The 16,983-nt window shown below is 71.8% G+C and carries 18 protein-coding genes and 1 pseudogene; 14 read left to right on the top strand and 5 right to left on the bottom strand.

Annotated elements, in window-relative coordinates; translation table 11 throughout:
- Positions 1-29: 29 nt before the first annotated feature.
- The 6 genes and pseudogenes from ACW4TU_RS06520 to ACW4TU_RS06495 all read left to right on the top strand — a co-directional run.
- Positions 30-1,013 carry a zinc-dependent alcohol dehydrogenase gene (locus ACW4TU_RS06520; RefSeq protein ID WP_457425526.1) on the top strand — a complete coding sequence of 328 codons (984 nt, stop codon included), beginning with the start codon at positions 30-32 and terminating at the stop codon, positions 1,011-1,013.
- A 141-nt stretch (positions 1,014-1,154) separates the two neighbouring features.
- Entirely contained in the window at positions 1,155-1,553 is a 399-nt protein-coding gene (locus ACW4TU_RS06515; protein WP_457425524.1) for a 6-pyruvoyl trahydropterin synthase family protein, read from the top strand.
- Positions 1,550-2,803: a glycosyltransferase family 4 protein gene (locus ACW4TU_RS06510; protein ID WP_457425522.1), complete on the top strand. Its 1,254-nt coding sequence runs from the start codon at positions 1,550-1,552 to the stop codon at positions 2,801-2,803. Before ACW4TU_RS06515 ends, ACW4TU_RS06510 begins: the two co-directional genes overlap by 4 nt.
- The gene (locus ACW4TU_RS06505; RefSeq protein WP_457425520.1) at positions 2,800-3,090 is read left to right on the top strand and encodes a hypothetical protein; all 291 of its coding nucleotides are present in this window, start codon (positions 2,800-2,802) and stop codon (positions 3,088-3,090) included. The genes ACW4TU_RS06510 and ACW4TU_RS06505 overlap by 4 nt, the downstream gene beginning before the upstream one ends.
- A gap of 148 nt (positions 3,091-3,238) precedes the next feature.
- Positions 3,239-4,270, top strand: coding sequence for a class I SAM-dependent methyltransferase (locus ACW4TU_RS06500; RefSeq protein ID WP_457425518.1), 1,032 nt, complete (start codon positions 3,239-3,241; stop codon positions 4,268-4,270).
- Positions 4,267-5,307: pseudogene (locus ACW4TU_RS06495) on the top strand (lysylphosphatidylglycerol synthase transmembrane domain-containing protein); the annotation flags it as partial. The gene ACW4TU_RS06500 and the pseudogene ACW4TU_RS06495, both read left to right, overlap by 4 nt.
- An 83-nt stretch (positions 5,308-5,390) precedes the next feature.
- On the opposite strand, the gene ACW4TU_RS06490 reads toward ACW4TU_RS06495, so the two are convergent.
- Positions 5,391-6,221 carry a creatininase family protein gene (locus ACW4TU_RS06490; protein WP_457425516.1) on the bottom strand — a complete coding sequence of 277 codons (831 nt, stop codon included), beginning with the start codon at positions 6,219-6,221 and terminating at the stop codon, positions 5,391-5,393.
- A 38-nt stretch (positions 6,222-6,259) separates the two neighbouring features.
- On the opposite strand from ACW4TU_RS06490, the gene ribA reads away from it, so the two are divergent.
- The 7 genes from ribA to ACW4TU_RS06455 all read left to right on the top strand — a co-directional run bounded on the left by ribA (position 6,260) and on the right by ACW4TU_RS06455 (position 11,768).
- Positions 6,260-6,916: a GTP cyclohydrolase II gene (gene ribA / locus ACW4TU_RS06485; protein WP_164313289.1), complete on the top strand. Its 657-nt coding sequence runs from the start codon at positions 6,260-6,262 to the stop codon at positions 6,914-6,916.
- Between the two features lie 101 nt (positions 6,917-7,017).
- Positions 7,018-7,998, top strand: coding sequence for an ornithine cyclodeaminase family protein (locus ACW4TU_RS06480; RefSeq protein WP_457425514.1), 981 nt, complete (start codon positions 7,018-7,020; stop codon positions 7,996-7,998).
- The gene (locus ACW4TU_RS06475; protein WP_457425512.1) at positions 7,999-8,160 is read left to right on the top strand and encodes a hypothetical protein; all 162 of its coding nucleotides are present in this window, start codon (positions 7,999-8,001) and stop codon (positions 8,158-8,160) included.
- A complete protein-coding gene (locus tag ACW4TU_RS06470) occupies positions 8,157-8,336 on the top strand; it encodes a hypothetical protein (protein ID WP_457425510.1) in 180 nt (59 codons plus the stop codon). Before ACW4TU_RS06475 ends, ACW4TU_RS06470 begins: the two co-directional genes overlap by 4 nt.
- Complete coding sequence (locus ACW4TU_RS06465) at positions 8,333-9,481, top strand: NAD(P)/FAD-dependent oxidoreductase (RefSeq protein ID WP_457425508.1); 1,149 nt, start codon at positions 8,333-8,335, stop codon at positions 9,479-9,481. The genes ACW4TU_RS06470 and ACW4TU_RS06465 overlap by 4 nt, the downstream gene beginning before the upstream one ends.
- Positions 9,478-10,584 (top strand): saccharopine dehydrogenase, encoded by a 1,107-nt coding sequence (locus tag ACW4TU_RS06460; protein ID WP_457425506.1) that lies wholly within the window; start codon positions 9,478-9,480, stop codon positions 10,582-10,584. The genes ACW4TU_RS06465 and ACW4TU_RS06460 overlap by 4 nt, the downstream gene beginning before the upstream one ends.
- A complete protein-coding gene (locus ACW4TU_RS06455) occupies positions 10,581-11,768 on the top strand; it encodes a saccharopine dehydrogenase family protein (RefSeq protein ID WP_457425504.1) in 1,188 nt (395 codons plus the stop codon). Before ACW4TU_RS06460 ends, ACW4TU_RS06455 begins: the two co-directional genes overlap by 4 nt.
- 49 nt (positions 11,769-11,817) lie before the next feature.
- Here the strand turns inward: ACW4TU_RS06455 and ACW4TU_RS06450 are convergent, their stop codons facing one another.
- The 3 genes from ACW4TU_RS06450 to ACW4TU_RS06440 are packed head-to-tail and all read right to left on the bottom strand — an operon-like array spanning position 11,818 to position 15,055.
- Positions 11,818-13,044: a serine hydrolase domain-containing protein gene (locus tag ACW4TU_RS06450; protein ID WP_457425502.1), complete on the bottom strand. Its 1,227-nt coding sequence runs from the start codon at positions 13,042-13,044 to the stop codon at positions 11,818-11,820.
- Between the two features lie 53 nt (positions 13,045-13,097).
- Entirely contained in the window at positions 13,098-14,480 is a 1,383-nt protein-coding gene (locus ACW4TU_RS06445; RefSeq protein WP_457425500.1) for an MFS transporter, read from the bottom strand.
- Positions 14,477-15,055, bottom strand: coding sequence for a TetR/AcrR family transcriptional regulator (locus tag ACW4TU_RS06440; RefSeq protein ID WP_457425498.1), 579 nt, complete (start codon positions 15,053-15,055; stop codon positions 14,477-14,479). The genes ACW4TU_RS06445 and ACW4TU_RS06440 overlap by 4 nt, the downstream gene beginning before the upstream one ends.
- Positions 15,056-15,129: 74 nt before the next feature.
- Here ACW4TU_RS06440 and ACW4TU_RS06435 point away from each other — a divergent pair, with 74 nt between their 5' ends.
- Complete coding sequence (locus tag ACW4TU_RS06435; protein WP_457425496.1) at positions 15,130-15,567, top strand: PPOX class F420-dependent oxidoreductase; 438 nt, start codon at positions 15,130-15,132, stop codon at positions 15,565-15,567.
- A gap of 27 nt (positions 15,568-15,594) precedes the next feature.
- On the opposite strand, the gene ACW4TU_RS06430 is transcribed toward ACW4TU_RS06435, so the two are convergent.
- Positions 15,595-16,968 (bottom strand): MFS transporter, encoded by a 1,374-nt coding sequence (locus ACW4TU_RS06430; RefSeq protein ID WP_457425494.1) that lies wholly within the window; start codon positions 16,966-16,968, stop codon positions 15,595-15,597.
- Positions 16,969-16,983: the final 15 nt, after the last annotated feature.

Below are 16,983 nucleotides of genomic sequence, written 5' to 3'. Positions count from 1 at the left end.
CAACTTCCCAAGCGTTCAGGAGGACTCCGATGAAGCGCGCCGCACGTGCGTTCTGGCTCGGTTCGCCGGACCACGGAGAGATCCGCGACGTCGAACTGCCGGCGCCCGGCGAGGGCGAGGTACTGGTCCGCACCCTGTTTTCCGGAGTGAGCCGCGGCACGGAGACGCTCGTCTTCCGAGGTGGCGTCCCGGTCAGCCAGTACGCGGCCATGCGGGCGCCGTTCCAGGAGGGCGACTTCCCCGGCCCGGTCAAGTACGGCTACCTCAACGTCGGTGTGGTGGAGGAGGGGCCGCACGCGCTGGTCGGCCGTACGGTCTTCTGTCTCTACCCGCACCAGACGCGATACGTGGTTCCGGTGGACGCGGTGACAGTGGTGCCGGACGGGGTGCCCGCCGAGCGCGCGGTGCTCGCCGGGACCGTCGAGACCGCGGTGAACGCCCTGTGGGACGCGTCGCCGCTGGCCGGTGACCGGATCGCGGTGGTCGGCGGCGGGATGATCGGCTCCTCGGTCGCCGCGCTGATCGCCCGGTTTCCGGGGGTACGCGTCCAGTTGGTGGACGCCGATCCCGGGCGCGCGAGGACCGCGGAGGCGCTGGGCGTCGACTTCGCGCTGCCGGGGGACGCCCTGGGGGAGTGCGACCTGGTCGTCCACGCCAGCGCCACGGAGGCGGGACTGACCCGCTCGCTCGAACTCCTCACCGCCGAGGGCACGGTGATCGAGCTGAGCTGGTACGGCGACCGGCGCGTCAGCCTGCCGCTGGGCGAGGCGTTCCACTCCCGGCGGCTCACCGTCCGCAGCAGCCAGGTGGGGACCGTGTCCCCGGCCGCGCGCCCCGGCCGCAGCTACGCCGACCGGCTCGCCCTGGCCCTCGACCTGCTGGCCGATCCGGCGCTCGACGCCCTGATCACCGGCGAGTGCGCCTTCGAGGAACTCCCGGACGTGCTGCCGAGGCTCGCCTCCGGGGAGCTGCCGGCGCTCTGCCATCGCGTCCGCTATCCGGACGCCGGCTGACGGACTCGCCCGGCCTACGAAAAAGTGGATCGGGCACATGAACAAGTCGTTGAACAAGCTGCCGTGGGTAGCCGTACTACTCGGCATGCCCCGGCAGCGATCAGCACGGGGCAAGACGCGCCGCACCTGGAGGGTCGTCCGTTGTTCAGCATCACCGTCCGCGATCACATCATGATCGCCCACAGCTTCAGCGGAGAGGTCTTCGGACCCGCCCAGCGCCTGCACGGAGCGACGTTCCTCGTCGACGCCACGTTCCGCCGTGAACAGCTGGACGACGACAACATCGTCGTCGACATCGGCCTGGCCACCCAGGAACTGGGCGCCGTGGTGAGCGAGTTGAACTACCGCAACCTCGACAACGAGGCCGACTTCGCCGGCATCAACACCTCCACGGAGTTCCTGGCCAAGGTCATCGCCGACCGGCTCGCCGCGCGCATCGAGAAGGGCGCCCTGGGCGACGGGGCCCGAGGCCTGGCAGGCCTCACCGTCACGCTGCACGAGTCGCACGTCGCCTGGGCCAGCTACGAGCGTGCCCTGTGACCGACACGACCCTCGACCGCGCGGTTCCCCTCTCCCCGGCGGCCACTTCGGCAGCCCCGGCCCAGGTACAGGTACAGGTACAGGCTCACGTGACGACGCTCAACTACGTGCCCGTGCAGAACGCGGCCCTCAAGAACGCGGCGATCATCCCCATGTCCCTGCGCTCCGTGCACTTCGTGATGCCGGGCGGTGTCGACGACCCGGCCAGGCCGAGCGGCGGCAACGCCTACGACCGGCGGATCAGCCTCGACCTGCCCGGCTTCGGCTGGCAGGTCCACAAGCACGCCGTCGACGGCGACTGGCCCCGGCCCGGCGCGGACGCCCGCGCGGAACTGGCGCGGACGCTGCGCGAGCTGCCGGACGGCACGGTCGTCCTGCTCGACGGCCTGGTGGCCTGCGGGGTCCCCGAGATCATCGTTCCGGAGGCCGAACGGCTGCGCCTCGCCGTGCTGGTGCACCTCCCGCTCGGTGACGAGACAGGCCTCGACCCGGCCGTCGCGGCCGAGCTGGACGCCCTGGAGCGGGCCACCCTGAGGGCGGTGCCGTCGGTGATCGCGACCAGCGACTGGGCCGTCCGACGTCTCGTCTCCCACCACGGACTCGCCCCGGACCGCGTGCACATGGCGGCCCCCGGCGCGGACATCGCCCCCCTCGCCTCCGGCACCGACGGCGTCTCCCGCCTCCTCTGCGTGGCCGCCGTGACCCCGCGCAAGGGCCAGCACCGCCTGGTGGAGGCCCTGGCCGCGGTGACCGACCTGCCGTGGAGCTGCGTCTGCGTCGGCGGCCTCGAACAGGATCCCGAGTACGTCGCCGATCTGCGCGCCCTGATCGCCAGGCACGGCCTGGAGGACCGGCTGCACCTGGCCGGCCCCCAGGCGGGCGCCCAGCTCGACGCCAGCTACGCCGCCGCCGACCTGATGGTCCTCACCTCCTACGCGGAGACGTACGGCATGGCGGTCACCGAGGCCCTCGCGCGCGGCATCCCGGTGCTCGCCACGGACGTCGGCGGCCTCCCCGAGGCGGTCGGGCGCGCGCCCGACGGTGGCGTCCCCGGCATCCTCGTACCGCCGGAGAACCCGGCGGCGCTCGCGGCGGAACTGCGCGGCTGGTTCGGCGAGGCGGACGTCCGCCGGCGCCTGAAGGCGGCGGCGCGAGGCCGCCGGGCAGCCCTGGACGGCTGGGCGGCGACGGCACGGAGCCTGGCCGCCGTACTGGGCCGGATTCCGTGGGAACCCCGGAGGGCGGCATGAGGACAGCGACGACGATGACGGATGCCGGCATCGCGCCGGTCTCCGCCCGGGGGCTCCGGGCAGCCGCGCTGCGGAGTGCCGTCGGCGTGCGGGGGCCGATTCCCTCGGGAACCCCGGAGAACGGCGGCTGGACCAAGGCGACGACGATGACGGCCTCGGCCGACCCGGCGGCGCCCATGGGCGCCGACATCGAACTGGTCGCCGCCCGGGGACGCCGGGTGGCCGCGCTGCGGAGTCTCGTGGGCGCGCTGGGGCGGACTCCCCGTGGAGCAAGGAGCGCGCGATGAGGAATGCGATGACGATCACTGCTTCGGCAGGGTCACGGACCGCTCGGCGGGCTCTGGTGGTGCTCGTGGGCGTCGACGTCGAGTCGGCGGCGCCGTGGGGACTTTCGCGGGCTCGGGGTCCGCTTCCCCGGCGAACGAGGAGCGCGGCATGAAGAAGACGACGGCCATGACTTCGGCGGCGTCCGACATCCAACGACGGGGACCGGTGACTCCGGTGGACACGAATGCCAAGCCTGCCGCCGGGATTCCGGCCCAGCCGACGCACCGGGACGTGAAGCCCGGTGCCGGGCCGGTGGGCCCGGGGGAGCGGGGCACGGTCCGGCTGCGTGAGGCCGGACCCGACGACCCGCCCCGGTACGCGCCCGACTGGCTGGAGCTGCGTGAGGGGCCCGACGCCGCCGCGCGCGCCGTCGAACTCCTCGTCCCGTTGCGCGGCCGGCTGGCCGGCCTGCCCGGAAAACCGGGCGGGCACGTCATCCACGACCTGGGCTGTGGCACCGGCTCCATGGGCCGCTGGCTCGCGCCCCGGCTCGACGGCCCCCAGCACTGGGTCCTGCACGACCGCGACCCCTACCTGCTGCACTTCGCCGCCGTGGCCTCGCCGCGCGCCGCCGCCGACGGCAGCCACGTGACGGTCGAGACGCGGCGCGGCGATGTCGCCCGGCTGACCTCCGACGCGCTGGCCGGCGCTTCCCTGGTCACCGCCTCCGCGCTGCTGGACGTCCTCACCCGCGAGGAGGTCGAAGCCCTCGCCACGGCCTGCGCCGGCGCCGGCTGCCCGGCCCTGCTGACCCTGTCCGTGGCCGGCCGCGTCGAGTTCGGCACCCCCGACCCGCTCGACGGTGACATCGCCGACGCGTTCAACACCCACCAGCGACGGGCGGGACTGCTCGGCCCCGACGCGGTCACGGCGGCCTGCGAGGCCTTCGACCAGCGGGGCGCCACGGTCCGTGTCCACCCGAGCGCCTGGCACCTCGGCCCTGTGGAGGCCCCGCTCACCGCGGAGTGGCTGCGCGGCTGGGTCGCGGCGGCGGTGGAGGAACGCCCGGCACTGAAGTCCCGCGCCGACACCTACCTCGCCGAGCGCCTGGAGGCCTGCGCGGCCGGCGAGCTCCGGGTGGAGGTCCACCACAGCGACCTCCTGTCCCTGCCGAGGCCGACGGACGGGACAACGTCATGAGCGTGCAGACGGTGGACGTGCGCCGTAAGAGGCGCGGGGCGGTATCGATCAGCGGATCCGCCGCGGGGCACGACCAGCCCCCACCGGCCCGGGGTGTACGAACAACCGCACATCCTCTGGGGCGCTCCGCGTCGGCAGGCCGCGCCGGAGTGATCGGCTTCGTCGGGTCGCTGGACGCCGCCCCGGAGGCATCCACCCCGAGCCGCCTCCGCCGCGCGGCCAAAAGCCTCCGCCCGCATCTGGGAACCGTCGCCGGAGTAACGATTCTCGGCGTGCTGCTCTGGCGCCTCGGCACCGGCGTGTTCCTGGACGGGCTGCGGCGGATCGACGTACCGATCCTGTTCGTCGGCCTCGGGATCGGGCTGCTCACCACCGTGTTCAGCGCCTGGCGCTGGGCCCTGGTCGCCCGGGGCCTGGGGATCAAGCTGCCCCTCGTCCCCGCGATCGCCGACTACTACCGCTCACTGTTCCTGAACGCGGCCCTGCCCGGCGGCGTTCTCGGCGACGTGCACCGTGCGGTGCGGCACGGGCAGAGCGCCGGTGACATGGGGCGCGGCGTCCGTGCCGTCGTTCTCGAACGGGTCGCCGGACAGATCGCGCTGATCACCGTCGGCGGAGTGGTACTGCTCACCCAGCCGTCACCGGTGCTGACCGAGGCCCGCCGGGTCGCCCTGATGGCGGCCTTCGCCGCCGTGGGCGCCGTCGCGGTCGTCGTCGCCGTCCGGATGAACCGCGCCCCGGGTGTCGCGGCCCGCCGGACCCGAGCCCTGCGCGCGACGCTCACCGAGGCCCGTGGCGCCCTGCTCTCCCGCGAGAACCTGCCGGGCGTCGCGCTCTCGTCCGTGGTCGTTCTCTCCGGCCACCTCGGGATGTTCGTGATCGCTGCCCGGGTCGCCGGATCCCACGCCACCGTCGCCGAGCTGCTGCCGCTGGCCGTACTGGCGCTGCTGGCGATGGGAGTCCCGCTGAACGTCGGCGGCTGGGGCCCCCGCGAGGGTGTCACCGCCTGGGCGTTCGGCGCGGCGGGGCTGGGCGCCAGCATGGGGCTGAGCGTCGCCGTCGTGTACGGCGTGCTGAGCTTCGTGGCCGCCCTGCCCGGCGCGGTCGTCCTGGTCGTCCGCTACTTCTGGTCGCCGACCCCGGCCCCGGCCGCAGCTCCGGCAGGGGCAGAGGCATCGACATCGGCAGCTGTGAGCATCGAGAAATACGCCCCGAAGGACTCGGTGAAGCTCGCCAGCAAGGCCTTCCCCTTTTCGGCGGAGCCCAGCGAAGGGCGGCCGATGACACCGGAATCGGTGTAACCGGCCATGCCGAGGGTGAGGAGATGCCGGCGGTCGTCGGCCACGAAATCAGCGGTTTCATAACCGGGACGGAGCAATTCGGGATGAGCGTGCAGAAGGACGGAGGTCTCGATTTCCCCCGCGTGCATGTCGGTGAGCAGCGAGGTCACCACTCCGGCCCGCTCGCGCGCCGTCTCCCAGTCCTCCCCGGCCGGGAACAGCGCGATGCGCTCACCGCGTGCGGAGGATTCCTGAACGACGTTGCCCAGTACGTAGTTTCCGCCGTGTCCGTTGACGACCACCAGGGCGTCCACGCCCGAGCGGCGCAGCGAGTCGGCGATGTCCCGTACTACCGCGTGAAGGGTCACGGAGGAGATGCTGACGGTTCCCGGCCACTTGGCGTGTTCGTGCGAGCAGGCGATGGTCACCGGCGGAAGGAGGTGCACCGGGTATGCGGATGCGATCTCCCGGGCAATGGCACAGGCAACCAGGGTGTCGGTCGTCAACGGAAGGAAGGGACCATGTTGTTCGAAGCTCCCGACCGGAAGAACGGCGACCTGCGTTGAGACGCCTGCGGCTCGTGTCCGTACGTCTTCCGTAGTGTCCACCGGCAACAGGCCGCCAGTGGGCAACGCTACGGACGCCGTCGACCGTATTCCCGAATCATCCATGTTCTCCCGGCCTTTCGTCTCTGCTTAGGAACCAGATCATGACAGAAAAAATTGGCGTACTCGGCAAAGCCTCCCAGGCCTCGGGAGTGGAACGCGTGGTGAATGCGCCGTTGCCCACCGTGTACGGCGATTTCCAGGCGGTCGGATACATGGACCACGATCGCGGTGACGAGCAAGTGGCGCTGGTCTACGGCGAGATCGCCGAGGACGACGTTCTCACCAGGCTGCATTCCGAATGCCTGACCGGCGATGCCTTCGGCTCCCAGCACTGCGAATGCGGCGACCAGCTCGACTCCGCGCTGCGCGCGATAGTCGCCGAGGGCAGCGGCATTCTCGTCTACCTCAGAGGGCACGAGGGCCGTGGCATAGGCCTGCTCGCCAAGCTGCGCGCGATGCAGCTCCAGGCGGAGGGTCTGGACACCGTCGAGGCGAACCTCGCGCAGGGTCTGCCGGTGGACTCCCGCGACTACGGCGTCGCGGCGGAGATCCTCCACGACCTCGGTGTCCGTTCGGTGCGGCTGATGTCCAACAACCCGCGCAAGCGCGAGGCGTTGCTCCGCCACGGCATCAAGATCGCCGAGGATGTGCCCCTGCTGATCCCGCCGTGCGAGAACAACATCACCTATCTGCGGACCAAGCGTGAGCGGCTCGACCACGTCCTGCCGCACCTGGACGCGGTGGCGCACTGGTCCTGACCTGACCGGGAGACCCGGCCGGGAGCCCAGAACAGGGGGCGTGCGTCACTCGGACGCGCGCGGGGGGTGCCAGAGGCCCCGATTCCGGAAAGGAAGAGGGAATGACCGATGACGTCCTCTTCCTCTCCCGGGACCAGGTGACGGCCCTCCTCGACGCCGACACGGCGATCGCCTCGCAGCGCGCGGCGTTCGGCGCGTTGGGTGCGGGTGGCGCGAGTACGCCTGATCTGCCCGGAAAGATCATGCATCCCAGCCGCTTCGACGACAGTGTGGTCTTCGCGTACGTATCCCGGCTGTCCCGGGACACCGGCGCGGTGGCGAAGTTCGGCAGCGTCAACCCCGGCAACGCGGCGTCCGGCCTGCCGACCGTGCACGCCGTCATCACCGCCCTCGACCCGGTGACGGGCGAACTCGTCGCCGTCATGGACGGCACGGCGGTCACGACCCTGCGTACGGCAGCCGCCAGCGCCGTGGCCTTCGACGCGCTGTCCACCGCCGACAGCGCAGAACTCGCCCTGATCGGCTCGGGCACCCAGGCACTCGCGCACGCCCGGGCCGTCGCCCGGGTACGCGATCTGAAGTCCGTACGGGTGTGGAGTCCGAGCCCGGAGCGGCGCGCGCGGGCGGCGGAGCTGCTCGCGGCCGAACCCGGCATCGCCGCCGAGGCGACCGGCACACCCCGGGAGGCGGTGACCGGGGCTTCCCTGGTCGCGGCCTGCACGCTCAGCACCACCCCCGTCGTACGCGGCGCATGGCTCGCGCCCGGGTGCACGGTGGTCAGCGTGGGCTCGTTCGAGCCGACCCGCAGCGAGGTCGACGCAGAGGTCGTACGGCGGGCGGCTGCCGTCGTGGTGGACGACCCGGAGACGGCGGCGGAGCACGCCGGGCCGGTGGTCGACGCGCTGCGGGACCGCCTGCTGGCCCGCGAGGACCTGATCGGCCTCGGGGACGTCCTCACGGGCGCCCGGACCGCCCGGACCGGCCCCGACGACATCGTCTTCTACAACAGCGTGGGGCTCGGCGTGCAGGACGCGGCGGCGGCCTGGGCCGTCGTCCACGCGGCACGGGGAGTGGGGCGATGAGTGCCTCGCGGCGCCGTGGGCGTGGTGGTGATGGGCACGGGCACGGGGGCCGTCCGTACGGGCCTGGACAACATCGTGTCCTACGACAGTGTGGGGTTCGGCGTGCAGGACGCGGCTGCTGCCTGGGCCGTCGTCCACGCCGTACGGGGAGTGGGGCGATGAGTGCCTCGCGGCGGGCTGGCGTGGTGGTGTTCGGGCTCGCGGACGTCCTCACGGGCGCGCGGACAGCCCGTACCGGCCCGGAGGGCATCGTCTGCTGCGACAGTGTGGGGTTCGGCGTGCAGGACGCGGCTGCTGCCTGGGCTGTCGTCCACGCCGCACGTGGGGAGGGGCGATGACCGTGACGCGGGCGGACGTGGTCGTGATCGGCGGCGGGGTGATGGGCACGAGCATCACCTACCAGCTGGCCCGGGCGGGCGTACGGGCCGTGGTCCTCGTCGAGCGTGACGAACTGGCGTCCGGGTCCACCTCACGCGCGGCCGGCGGGGTCCGGGCGCAGTTCTCCGACGAGCTCAACATCCAGCTCGGGGCGCGGAGTCTGGAGGCGTTCGGGCGGTTCGGGGAGGAGATCGGGCACGACATCGGCCTCCACCGGGTCGGATATCTCTTCCTCCTCTCCACGCCCGAGGACGTCGCGTCCTTCGAGGCGGGGGTCGCGCTGCAGAACGGCCTGGGTGTGCCCAGCCGGATGCTCACCCCGGCCGAGGCACACCGTCTCTCGCCGCTGATCAGCACGGACGGCCTGCTGGCGGCGGCCTACTCGCCCGACGACGGCCACTGCACCCCGGAGGCCGTGGTCCAGGGCTATGCCGCTGCCGCCCGTCGGCACGGCGCGACCGTCCTGCGGCACACCGAGGTCACCGGCATCGAACGCGACGGCGACACCATCACGGCCGTGGTCACGGACAAGGGCCGGATCGCCACCGGCACCGTGGTCTGCGCCGCCGGCGCCTGGTCCCGGGCGGTCGGCGCGATGGCGGGCGTGGAGCTGCCCGTGGATCCCCTGCGCCGCCAGATCGCGGTCACCGAACCGGTACCCGGACTGCCGCCGACGCTCCCCATGACCATCGACTTCAGCAGCAGCCTCTACTTCCACACCGAGGGACCCGGCCTGCTCCTCGGCATGTCCGACCCCGACGAGACGACCGGCTTCGCCACCGACACCCACGACCGGTGGATCCCGCGGCTGTACGAGGCGATGGAACACCGGGCGCCCGCCCTGCTCGACCTGCGCCGCACCGGCGGCTGGGCGGGCCTGTACGAGATCACCCCGGACCACAACGCCCTGATTGGCGAGGCGAGTTCACCCTCCCGCTTCCTCTACGCGACGGGGTTCTCCGGCCACGGTTTCCTCCAGGGACCGGCGGTCGGTGAGGTGATCCGCGACCTCTGCCTCGGCCGCGTACCCTTCGTCGACGTCAGCCCCTTGAACGCCGGCCGTTTCGCGGCCGATGCCCTGCGCCCGGAGGTCAACCTCGTATGACCGAGCTCCACTTGTGGCTGCGCCACGAGACCCGTACGACCGAACGCCGCACGCCCGTCGTCCCGTCCGACGCCCGGCGGCTCGTCGAGCAGGGGGTACGCCTGACCGTCGAGGAGTCCCCGCAGCGGATCTTCCCGACCGATGAGTACGAGGCGGTCGGCTGCGGCGCTGCCGCCGCCGGGTCCTGGGTCTCCGCACCCTCCGACGCGGTGATCGTCGGCCTCAAGGAACTCCCCGACCAGCCGGGCGAGTTGCGCCACCGGCACATCTACTTCGGGCACGCCTACAAGGGCCAGCCGGGCGCGGCCGAACTGCTGGGCCGCTTCGTCGCCGGGGGCGGGGCGCTGCTCGACCTGGAGTACCTGGCGGACGAACAGGGGCGCAGGCTGGCCGCCTTCGGCTACTGGGCCGGATATCTGGGAGCGGCCCTCGCCGTGCTCCAGCACCGGGGGAGGCTGGTGACTCCGTTGCTTCCGACCACCAAGGAAGCGCTGGAGGCCGAACTCCGGTCACCCGGAACGCGGATGAGCGCGCTGGTGATCGGCGCCCTGGGCCGCAGTGGCCGGGGTGCGCGGGTCGCGCTCGACGAGGCCGGGGCCGACCCCACCTGCTGGGACCTGGCCGAGACACGGAATCTGGACCGACCTGCCCTGCTGGCCCACGAGTTGCTGGTCAACACCGTCCTCACCACGCGCCCGCTGCCGCCCTTCCTGACCGACCGGGACGTCGACACCCCGGGTCGCCGCCTCCGTACCCTCTCGGACGTCACCGTCGACGTCGGCTCACCCATGAACCTCCTCCCGGTGTACGACACCGCCACCACCTGGGACGCCCCGGTGCGCAGGCTGCGGGACGAGCCGCCGCTCGACCTGATCGCCATCGACAACCTGCCGTCCCTGCTGCCCCGCGAGGCAAGCGTGGACTTCTCGGCCGACCTGGTGCCCCAGCTGCTCGACTTCGAGGTGGGAGGCCCGGGCGGCCCCTGGGGGCGTTGTCTGGAACGGTTCGACGAGACGTGCCGTGAACTCGGCCTGGTCAAGGGCGAGTCGGGGAGTTCGGGGAGTCCGCACAGCTCGGTGGGCGAAGGGGGAGTGGGCGCATGACCGACAGGGTTCCCGCGAGCGGCACCGTCCACTGGATCGGCGCGGGTCTGTCCACGGGCGGTGGACTGGCCGCGCTGTGCGACAGCGACGCCGTGCGCCACGTACGGGTGTGGCACCGCACGGAGGACCGTGCGGCCGAGGCGCTGGCCCAACTGGGCCTCACCGGCCGCGCCGAACCGCGCGCCTTCACCCTGCCCGCGCTCACGGCCGAGCTGGCGCCCGGGGACGTGGTCGTCTCCATGCTCCCCGTGCCCGAGCACGCCCCGCTGCTGGCGGCCTGTGTGCGGGGCGGCGCCCACTTCGCGTGCTCGAGTTATGTGTCGGAGGCGGTACTTGAGCACGTCCCGGCAGCCGAGGCGGCCGGTCTGGTCGTCCTCACCGAGTGCGGGCTCGACCCGGGCATCGACCACCTCTTCGCGCACAGCCTGGTCACCCGCGCCGAGCACGCGATCGGTGCCGGCACGCCGGCCTCGTACCGCCTCACGTCGTACTGCGGAGGCATCCCCGCGGTGCCCAACGACTTCAGGTACCGGTTCAGCTGGGCGCCTGCCGGAGTCCTGAACGCCCTTCGCTCGCCCGCTCGTTACATCGAGGACGGTGCCGAGACCGTCGCCGAGAGGCCTTGGGAGGTCGCGCGTCCGCATGCGATCGACGGTGAGACCTTCGAGGTGTACCCGAACCGGGACAGCGTCCCGTTCGTCGAGCAGTACGGACTGCCGACGGCCTGGCAGGCGCGGACCTTCGTCCGGGGCACCCTGCGCCTGGACGGCTGGCTCGGCGCCTGGGACTCCGTCTTCGAGGAGCTGAAGGTCGGCGACGACGAGCGGATCGGCGCCCTGGCAAGGGAGTTGGCGGCGCGCTACCCGACGACCGACGCCGACCGCGACCGCGTGGTCCTCGCCGTCTCCCTGGACGTCGAAGTGGACGTGGACGTGGAGGGGGGCAGTGATTCCGGGCGGCGGCGGAGCTGGTCCGGCCGCTGCCTCCTCGACCTGGAGGGCGACGCGGCCGAGAGCGCGATGGCCCGCTGTGTCTCCCGCACGCTGGCCCTGGGCATCCGCCACATTCTCGACGGTTCGCTGCCGCCCGGCCTGAGCCGCGCCGCCGAGACAGCACGGCGTTCGGAGGACTGGCTGAGCGAACTCGGCGGGGAGGGACTGGAGTTCAGGCTCACCGTCGGCTGACGGCGGCGCGCTCCCCGCCAACTGTCCGTTACCCGTTATTCGTTACCCGCTACTCGGTGACGATCGCCTCGTGCACCAGACGCTTGAGGTCCTGCCAGTACGACCGACTCGTCCTGTGTCGTACCTGGGTCATGAACTGCACGGTCAGGTCATGGCTCGGGTCGACCCAGAACGTCGTCGTCGCCACCCCGCTCCAGCCGTACGTACCGAGGCCGGCCGGTGCCTGGGTGCGGTCCGGGTCGATCACCACCGAGACCCCGAGGCCGAAACCGACGCCCGCGTTGCCGGGTTCGTCGTGGGGACGGGCGCCGAAGGTGCGCAGGTCGGCGCCGCCCGGAAGGTGGTTGGAGGTCATCAGGGTCACCGTCTCGGACGACAGGACGCGCACGCCGTCGAGTTCGCCGCCCCGGCGCAGCATCTCCATGAACCGGTGGTAGTCGTGGGCGGTGGCGACGATACCGCCGCTGCCGGACAGGAACCGGGGCCGGCTCTTCAGGGGCAGGCCGAGGATCGGCTCGATGCCGCCGTCCTCGGTCTCCCCGTACAACTCGGACAGCCGGGCCGCCTGTTCGCCGTTCACACAGAAGCCGGCGTCCGTCATACCGAGCGGGCGAAAGACACGGTCGGCGACGAACTCGTCCAGCGGCTGACCGGACGCCACCTCGATGACCCGGCCCAGGATGTTCGTGGCGACCGAGTAGTTCCACTGGGTGCCCGGCTCGAACTGGAGTGGCAGACCCGCGTACACCGAACACGTCTCGGCCAGGGTCGAGCCCGGCACCACCGACGACTCCAGGTTCGCGGCGCGGTACAGGGCGTCGACGGGGTGCGAGTGGTAGAAGGCGAAGGTGAAGCCCGCCGTATGGGTCATCAGGTGCTGGAGCAGGAGGGGTTGGGCGGGCCGGGTGTGCACGTCGCTCCCGGAACCGCTCACGTACACCTGCGGATCGGCGAACTCCGGCAGGAAGCGGGACACGGGGTCCGTGAGCGCCAGCCGGCCCTCCTCCAGCAGGATCAGCGCGGCGACCGAGGTGACCGGCTTGCTCATGGAGTAGATCCGCCAGAGCGTGTCGGACTCGACCGGCAGGTCCGCCGCCCGGTCGCGCCGGCCGTGCGTGGTGAGGTGTGCGACGCGGCCCGCGCGGGCCACGGACACGAGGAAGCCGGGCAGCCGTCCTTCGTCGACACAGTGGGCGAAGTGCTGGTCGAGGCGGTCCAGCGCCTTCACGTCCAGTCCGACCTCGCCCGGTTCGACCTCTTGCCGCAGCTGTGCCATCGTTCCCCTCCGGTCGCTTGAAGTGCCGTCCTGTCATACCCGACAGGATCACCTCAGGCCTCAATCCCCCCATGGTGACGTAGGGACCCCGCGGGCGTCGCCCGCAGGTCACCCGCGTCCGGCAGTTTCAGGGCGGCCAGTACACCTACGACTGCCATACCCGCCAGCACGGGCAACGACATCCGAAGCCCGTCGGTGACCGCGGCGAGCGTGGCCGCGGTGGCCACCCCGAGGACCGGTCCGACGTTCATCGCGGTCTGCTGCAACCCGCCCGCCACCCCCGCGGACCCGGCTGAGGCATGCCGTACGACGACGGCCGTCGCGGTCACCATCACGGTGCCGAAACCCGCTCCGAGCAGCAGGAATCCACCGCCGACCGCCTCGGTCCCGGACGCCCGGAACAGCACGAGCACCCCGAGCGCGAGCAGCAGCAGCGCGACGACGGTCGTACGCCGGGCCCCGTACCGACGCAGCAGAACGGCGGCCGGCGGCGCCCCCAGCACCATCGCCACACCGCCGGGCAGCGCGGTCAAAGCGGTGCGCAACGGGTCCATGCCCAGCTCGTCCTGGAGTACATAACTGGCCACGAAGAGTGTGCCGAACATCGCAGCCGACGCGGCCACGAGAATGCCCAGCGCGGCGCCCACGACCGCCGATCCGAGCACGTCGGGCGGCAGCAGCGGGTCGGCGGTGCGCCGCTCATGGCGTACGAGGACGAGGCCCGCGCCCGCCGCCGTGACCAGCCCGAGGGCGGCCGACGCGCTCCAGCCGTGCTCCGGGACATCGACGAGGGTGTGCACGAGGCAGGCGAGGGTCAGCGCGAGCAGGGCGGCGCCGGGGAGGTCGAGCCGTCCGTGTCCGGAAGCCGGGGACCGACGCGGACCGGGAGCGCGGACCAGCAACGCCGCTACGCCCAGCACGAGCGCCGGTACGACATTGAGGAAGAACACCGCGCGCCAGCCCAGGTGGGTCACCAGGACGCCACCCACCAGCGGACCCGCCGCCGCGGCCACCCCGATCGCACTGGTCCGCAACGCGATCGGCATCCCCAGCCGGTCGGGCGGGAACGCGGCCCGCAGCATCCCGAGCGTGGCGGGTTGCAGCAGCGCGCCGAACACGCCCTGGACGATCCGCAGTCCGATCACCCACCCCACCCCGGACGCGCACCCGATACCCGCCGACACCGCCCCGAAGCCCAACATCCCGATGGTGAAAAGCCGTTGGTGCCCGTACCGGTCCCCGAGCCGCCCGGCGAACACCAGCAGACCCGCCACCGCGATCAGATACCCGGTGCTCGTCCACTGGACCTCGGCGAAGGAGGCGTGCAGATCCCGTTGCAGGGCGGGCTGCGCGATGGTCAGCACGGTGCCGTCGAGAGCGACGACCACCGCCCCGGTCACACTGCTCGCGACGGCGACCCGACGATGTGCGGTCAATGCTCCTCCGCCCCGAGGTGCGCGTCGAGAGCCGTACGCAACAGGGGTGCGAAGTCGTCGGCTCCCGTGGTGAGTTGGAGGCTGCCCCAGGTCCACAGCTGGGCGATGCCGTAGAGGTTCGCCAGCAGCGACCCGGCGAGGAGCCGGGCGTCGGCGTCCGGCCGGGCCTGCCCGACGAGATCCGCCAGCAGGGCGAAGACCGGCAGGCTGGCCTCGCGCAGCCCCAACCTGTTGCTCTCCAAAAGGTCGTGACGGAACATCAGCTCGTGCATGCCCTGGTTGGCGAGCGCGAAGTCGAGGTACACGCGCCCGAGTGCGGCGATCCGCTCCCGGGGTCCCGCTGTACCGGGCCCGATCTCCTCGATCGCCCGCGATCCCCTGGCCGCAAGCTCCGTGAAACCGCGGCGCGCGATGGCGCTCAGCAGCTCCAGATGGGTCGGGAAGTAGCGGCGCGGGGCGCCGTGCGAGACGCCGGCGCGACGGGCGATCTCCCGCAGGGTCAGCGCGTGGGCGCCCTCCGCGGTCACCAGGTCGACGCCGGCATCGATGAGCCGGGTACGCAGCGAATCACTCATAGACACTGTCTACCAGTGGTGAGTAGACAGTGTCTACTGGAATGAATGGCCGGTGGTGTCCTGTTGCACGAGACATGACTCAGGACGACGCGCAGGACCCGCTCCTCAAGCTGCTCTCCGAGTACGACGGCGGAGTGCTGACGACCATCAAGGCCGACGGACGCCCCCAGCTCTCGAACGTCAACCACACCTACGACCCCGACGAACGCACCATCCGCGTGTCCCTCACCGACTCGCGCGCCAAGACCCGCAACCTGCGCCGGGACCCGCGGGTCTCCTACCACGTGACCAGCGACGACCGCTGGGCGTACACCGTGGTCGAGGGAGTGGCCGACCTGACACCCGTGGCCCAGGACCCGCACGACGAAACCGTCGAGGAACTGGTCCGGCTCTACCGGGCCGTGCGGGGCGAGCACCCCGACTGGGACGACTACCGCGCGGTCATGGTCCGGGACAGGCGCCTCGTGCTGCGGATCAGGGTGGAGAGGGCGTACGGCATCCCACGCCGCTAGGCCTGTCGTCTCTTGGCCGGGGGTGACTCAGGCCGACACGGCCTCGCGCTTCGCCGTGTTCTCGGCGCCACGCTCACCGAGCCGCTCCGTCGGCACTCGATGTGTCTCGCGTGCCGTGATCGCGGCCAGCACCGGCGGGATGCACAGAGCCGAGGTGAACAGGGCGACGGAGAACCAGTCGTCGCCGTCCGGACCGGCGATCTCCGCGGCGAAGGTCACCGCGAAACCGGCGACGGCGAAGCCGATCTGCGTGCCGATCGCCATGCCCGACAGACGTACCCGGGTCGTGAACATCTCGCCGTAGAAGGAGGGCCAGGTGCCGTTCGCGGCGCTGTAGACCACGCCGAAGGTGACGATGCCGAGGACCATGATCAGCGGGTAGGAGCCCGTGGAGATCGCCCACAGGTACACGAACATCATGACCCCGCTGCCCGCGGCGCCGGCCAGGAACACCGGGCGGCGGCCGATCCGGTCGGACAGCGTGGCCCAGAGCGGGATCGCGGCCAGCGCGACCAGGTTGGCGAGCGCGGCCACCCACAGCATCGACGAGCGGTTCATGCCGACCGAGTCGCTGGTCGCGTACGCCAGCGCCCAGACCGTGAAGATCGTGGAGACCGAGGCGACCAACGCGCCCGCGATCACCCGCAGTACGTCCGCCCAGTGCTCGCGCAGCAGGATCAGCAGGGGCAGCTTCACGACACCCTCGGAGGCGGCCTGCGCGGCGAAGGCCGGGGTCTCCTCCAGCTTGCGGCGGATGACGTAGCCGACGACGGCGACCGCGATGCTCAGCCAGAACGGCACCCGCCAGCCCCAGGACAGCAGTTGGTCCTCGGGCATCGCGGCGATCGGGATGAAGACCAGCGTGGCGAGGAGCTGGCCGCCCTGGGTGCCGCTCAGGGTGAAACTGGTGAAGAAGCCGCGCCGGTCCGGCGGGGCGTGTTCGAGCGTCATGGAGTTGGCGCTCGCCTGTTCCCCGGCGGCCGAGATGCCCTGGAGGACGCGGCAGAGCACGAGCAGCACCGGGGCGAGGCTGCCGACCTGGTCGCGGGTGGGCAGGCAGCCGATGAGGAACGTCGACAGGCCCATCAGGATCAGCGTGAAGACCATGATCTTCTTGCGGCCGAGCCGGTCACCGAAGTGGCCCAGGAAGAGCGCGCCGACCGGGCGGGCGGCGTACGCGACACCGAAGGTGGCCAGCGACAACAGGGTGGCGGTGGCCGGGTCGGAGTCGTCGAAGAAGACCTTCGGGAAGATCAGGGCGGCAGCGCTGCCGTAGATGAAGAAGTCGTAGTACTCCAGGGCGCTGCCGATCCAGGCGGCCGTGGCGGCCTTCCTCGGCTGGCCCCCGGGTGGGGCGCCCAGGGGTGCTGCGGGGTCGTGGGGTGCGACGGAATCCGCCACGGCGTGCTCCTTCGA

Source organism: Streptomyces kryoterrae (assembly GCF_054072135.1).
This window is presented reverse-complemented; position numbering and strand designations above follow the sequence as displayed.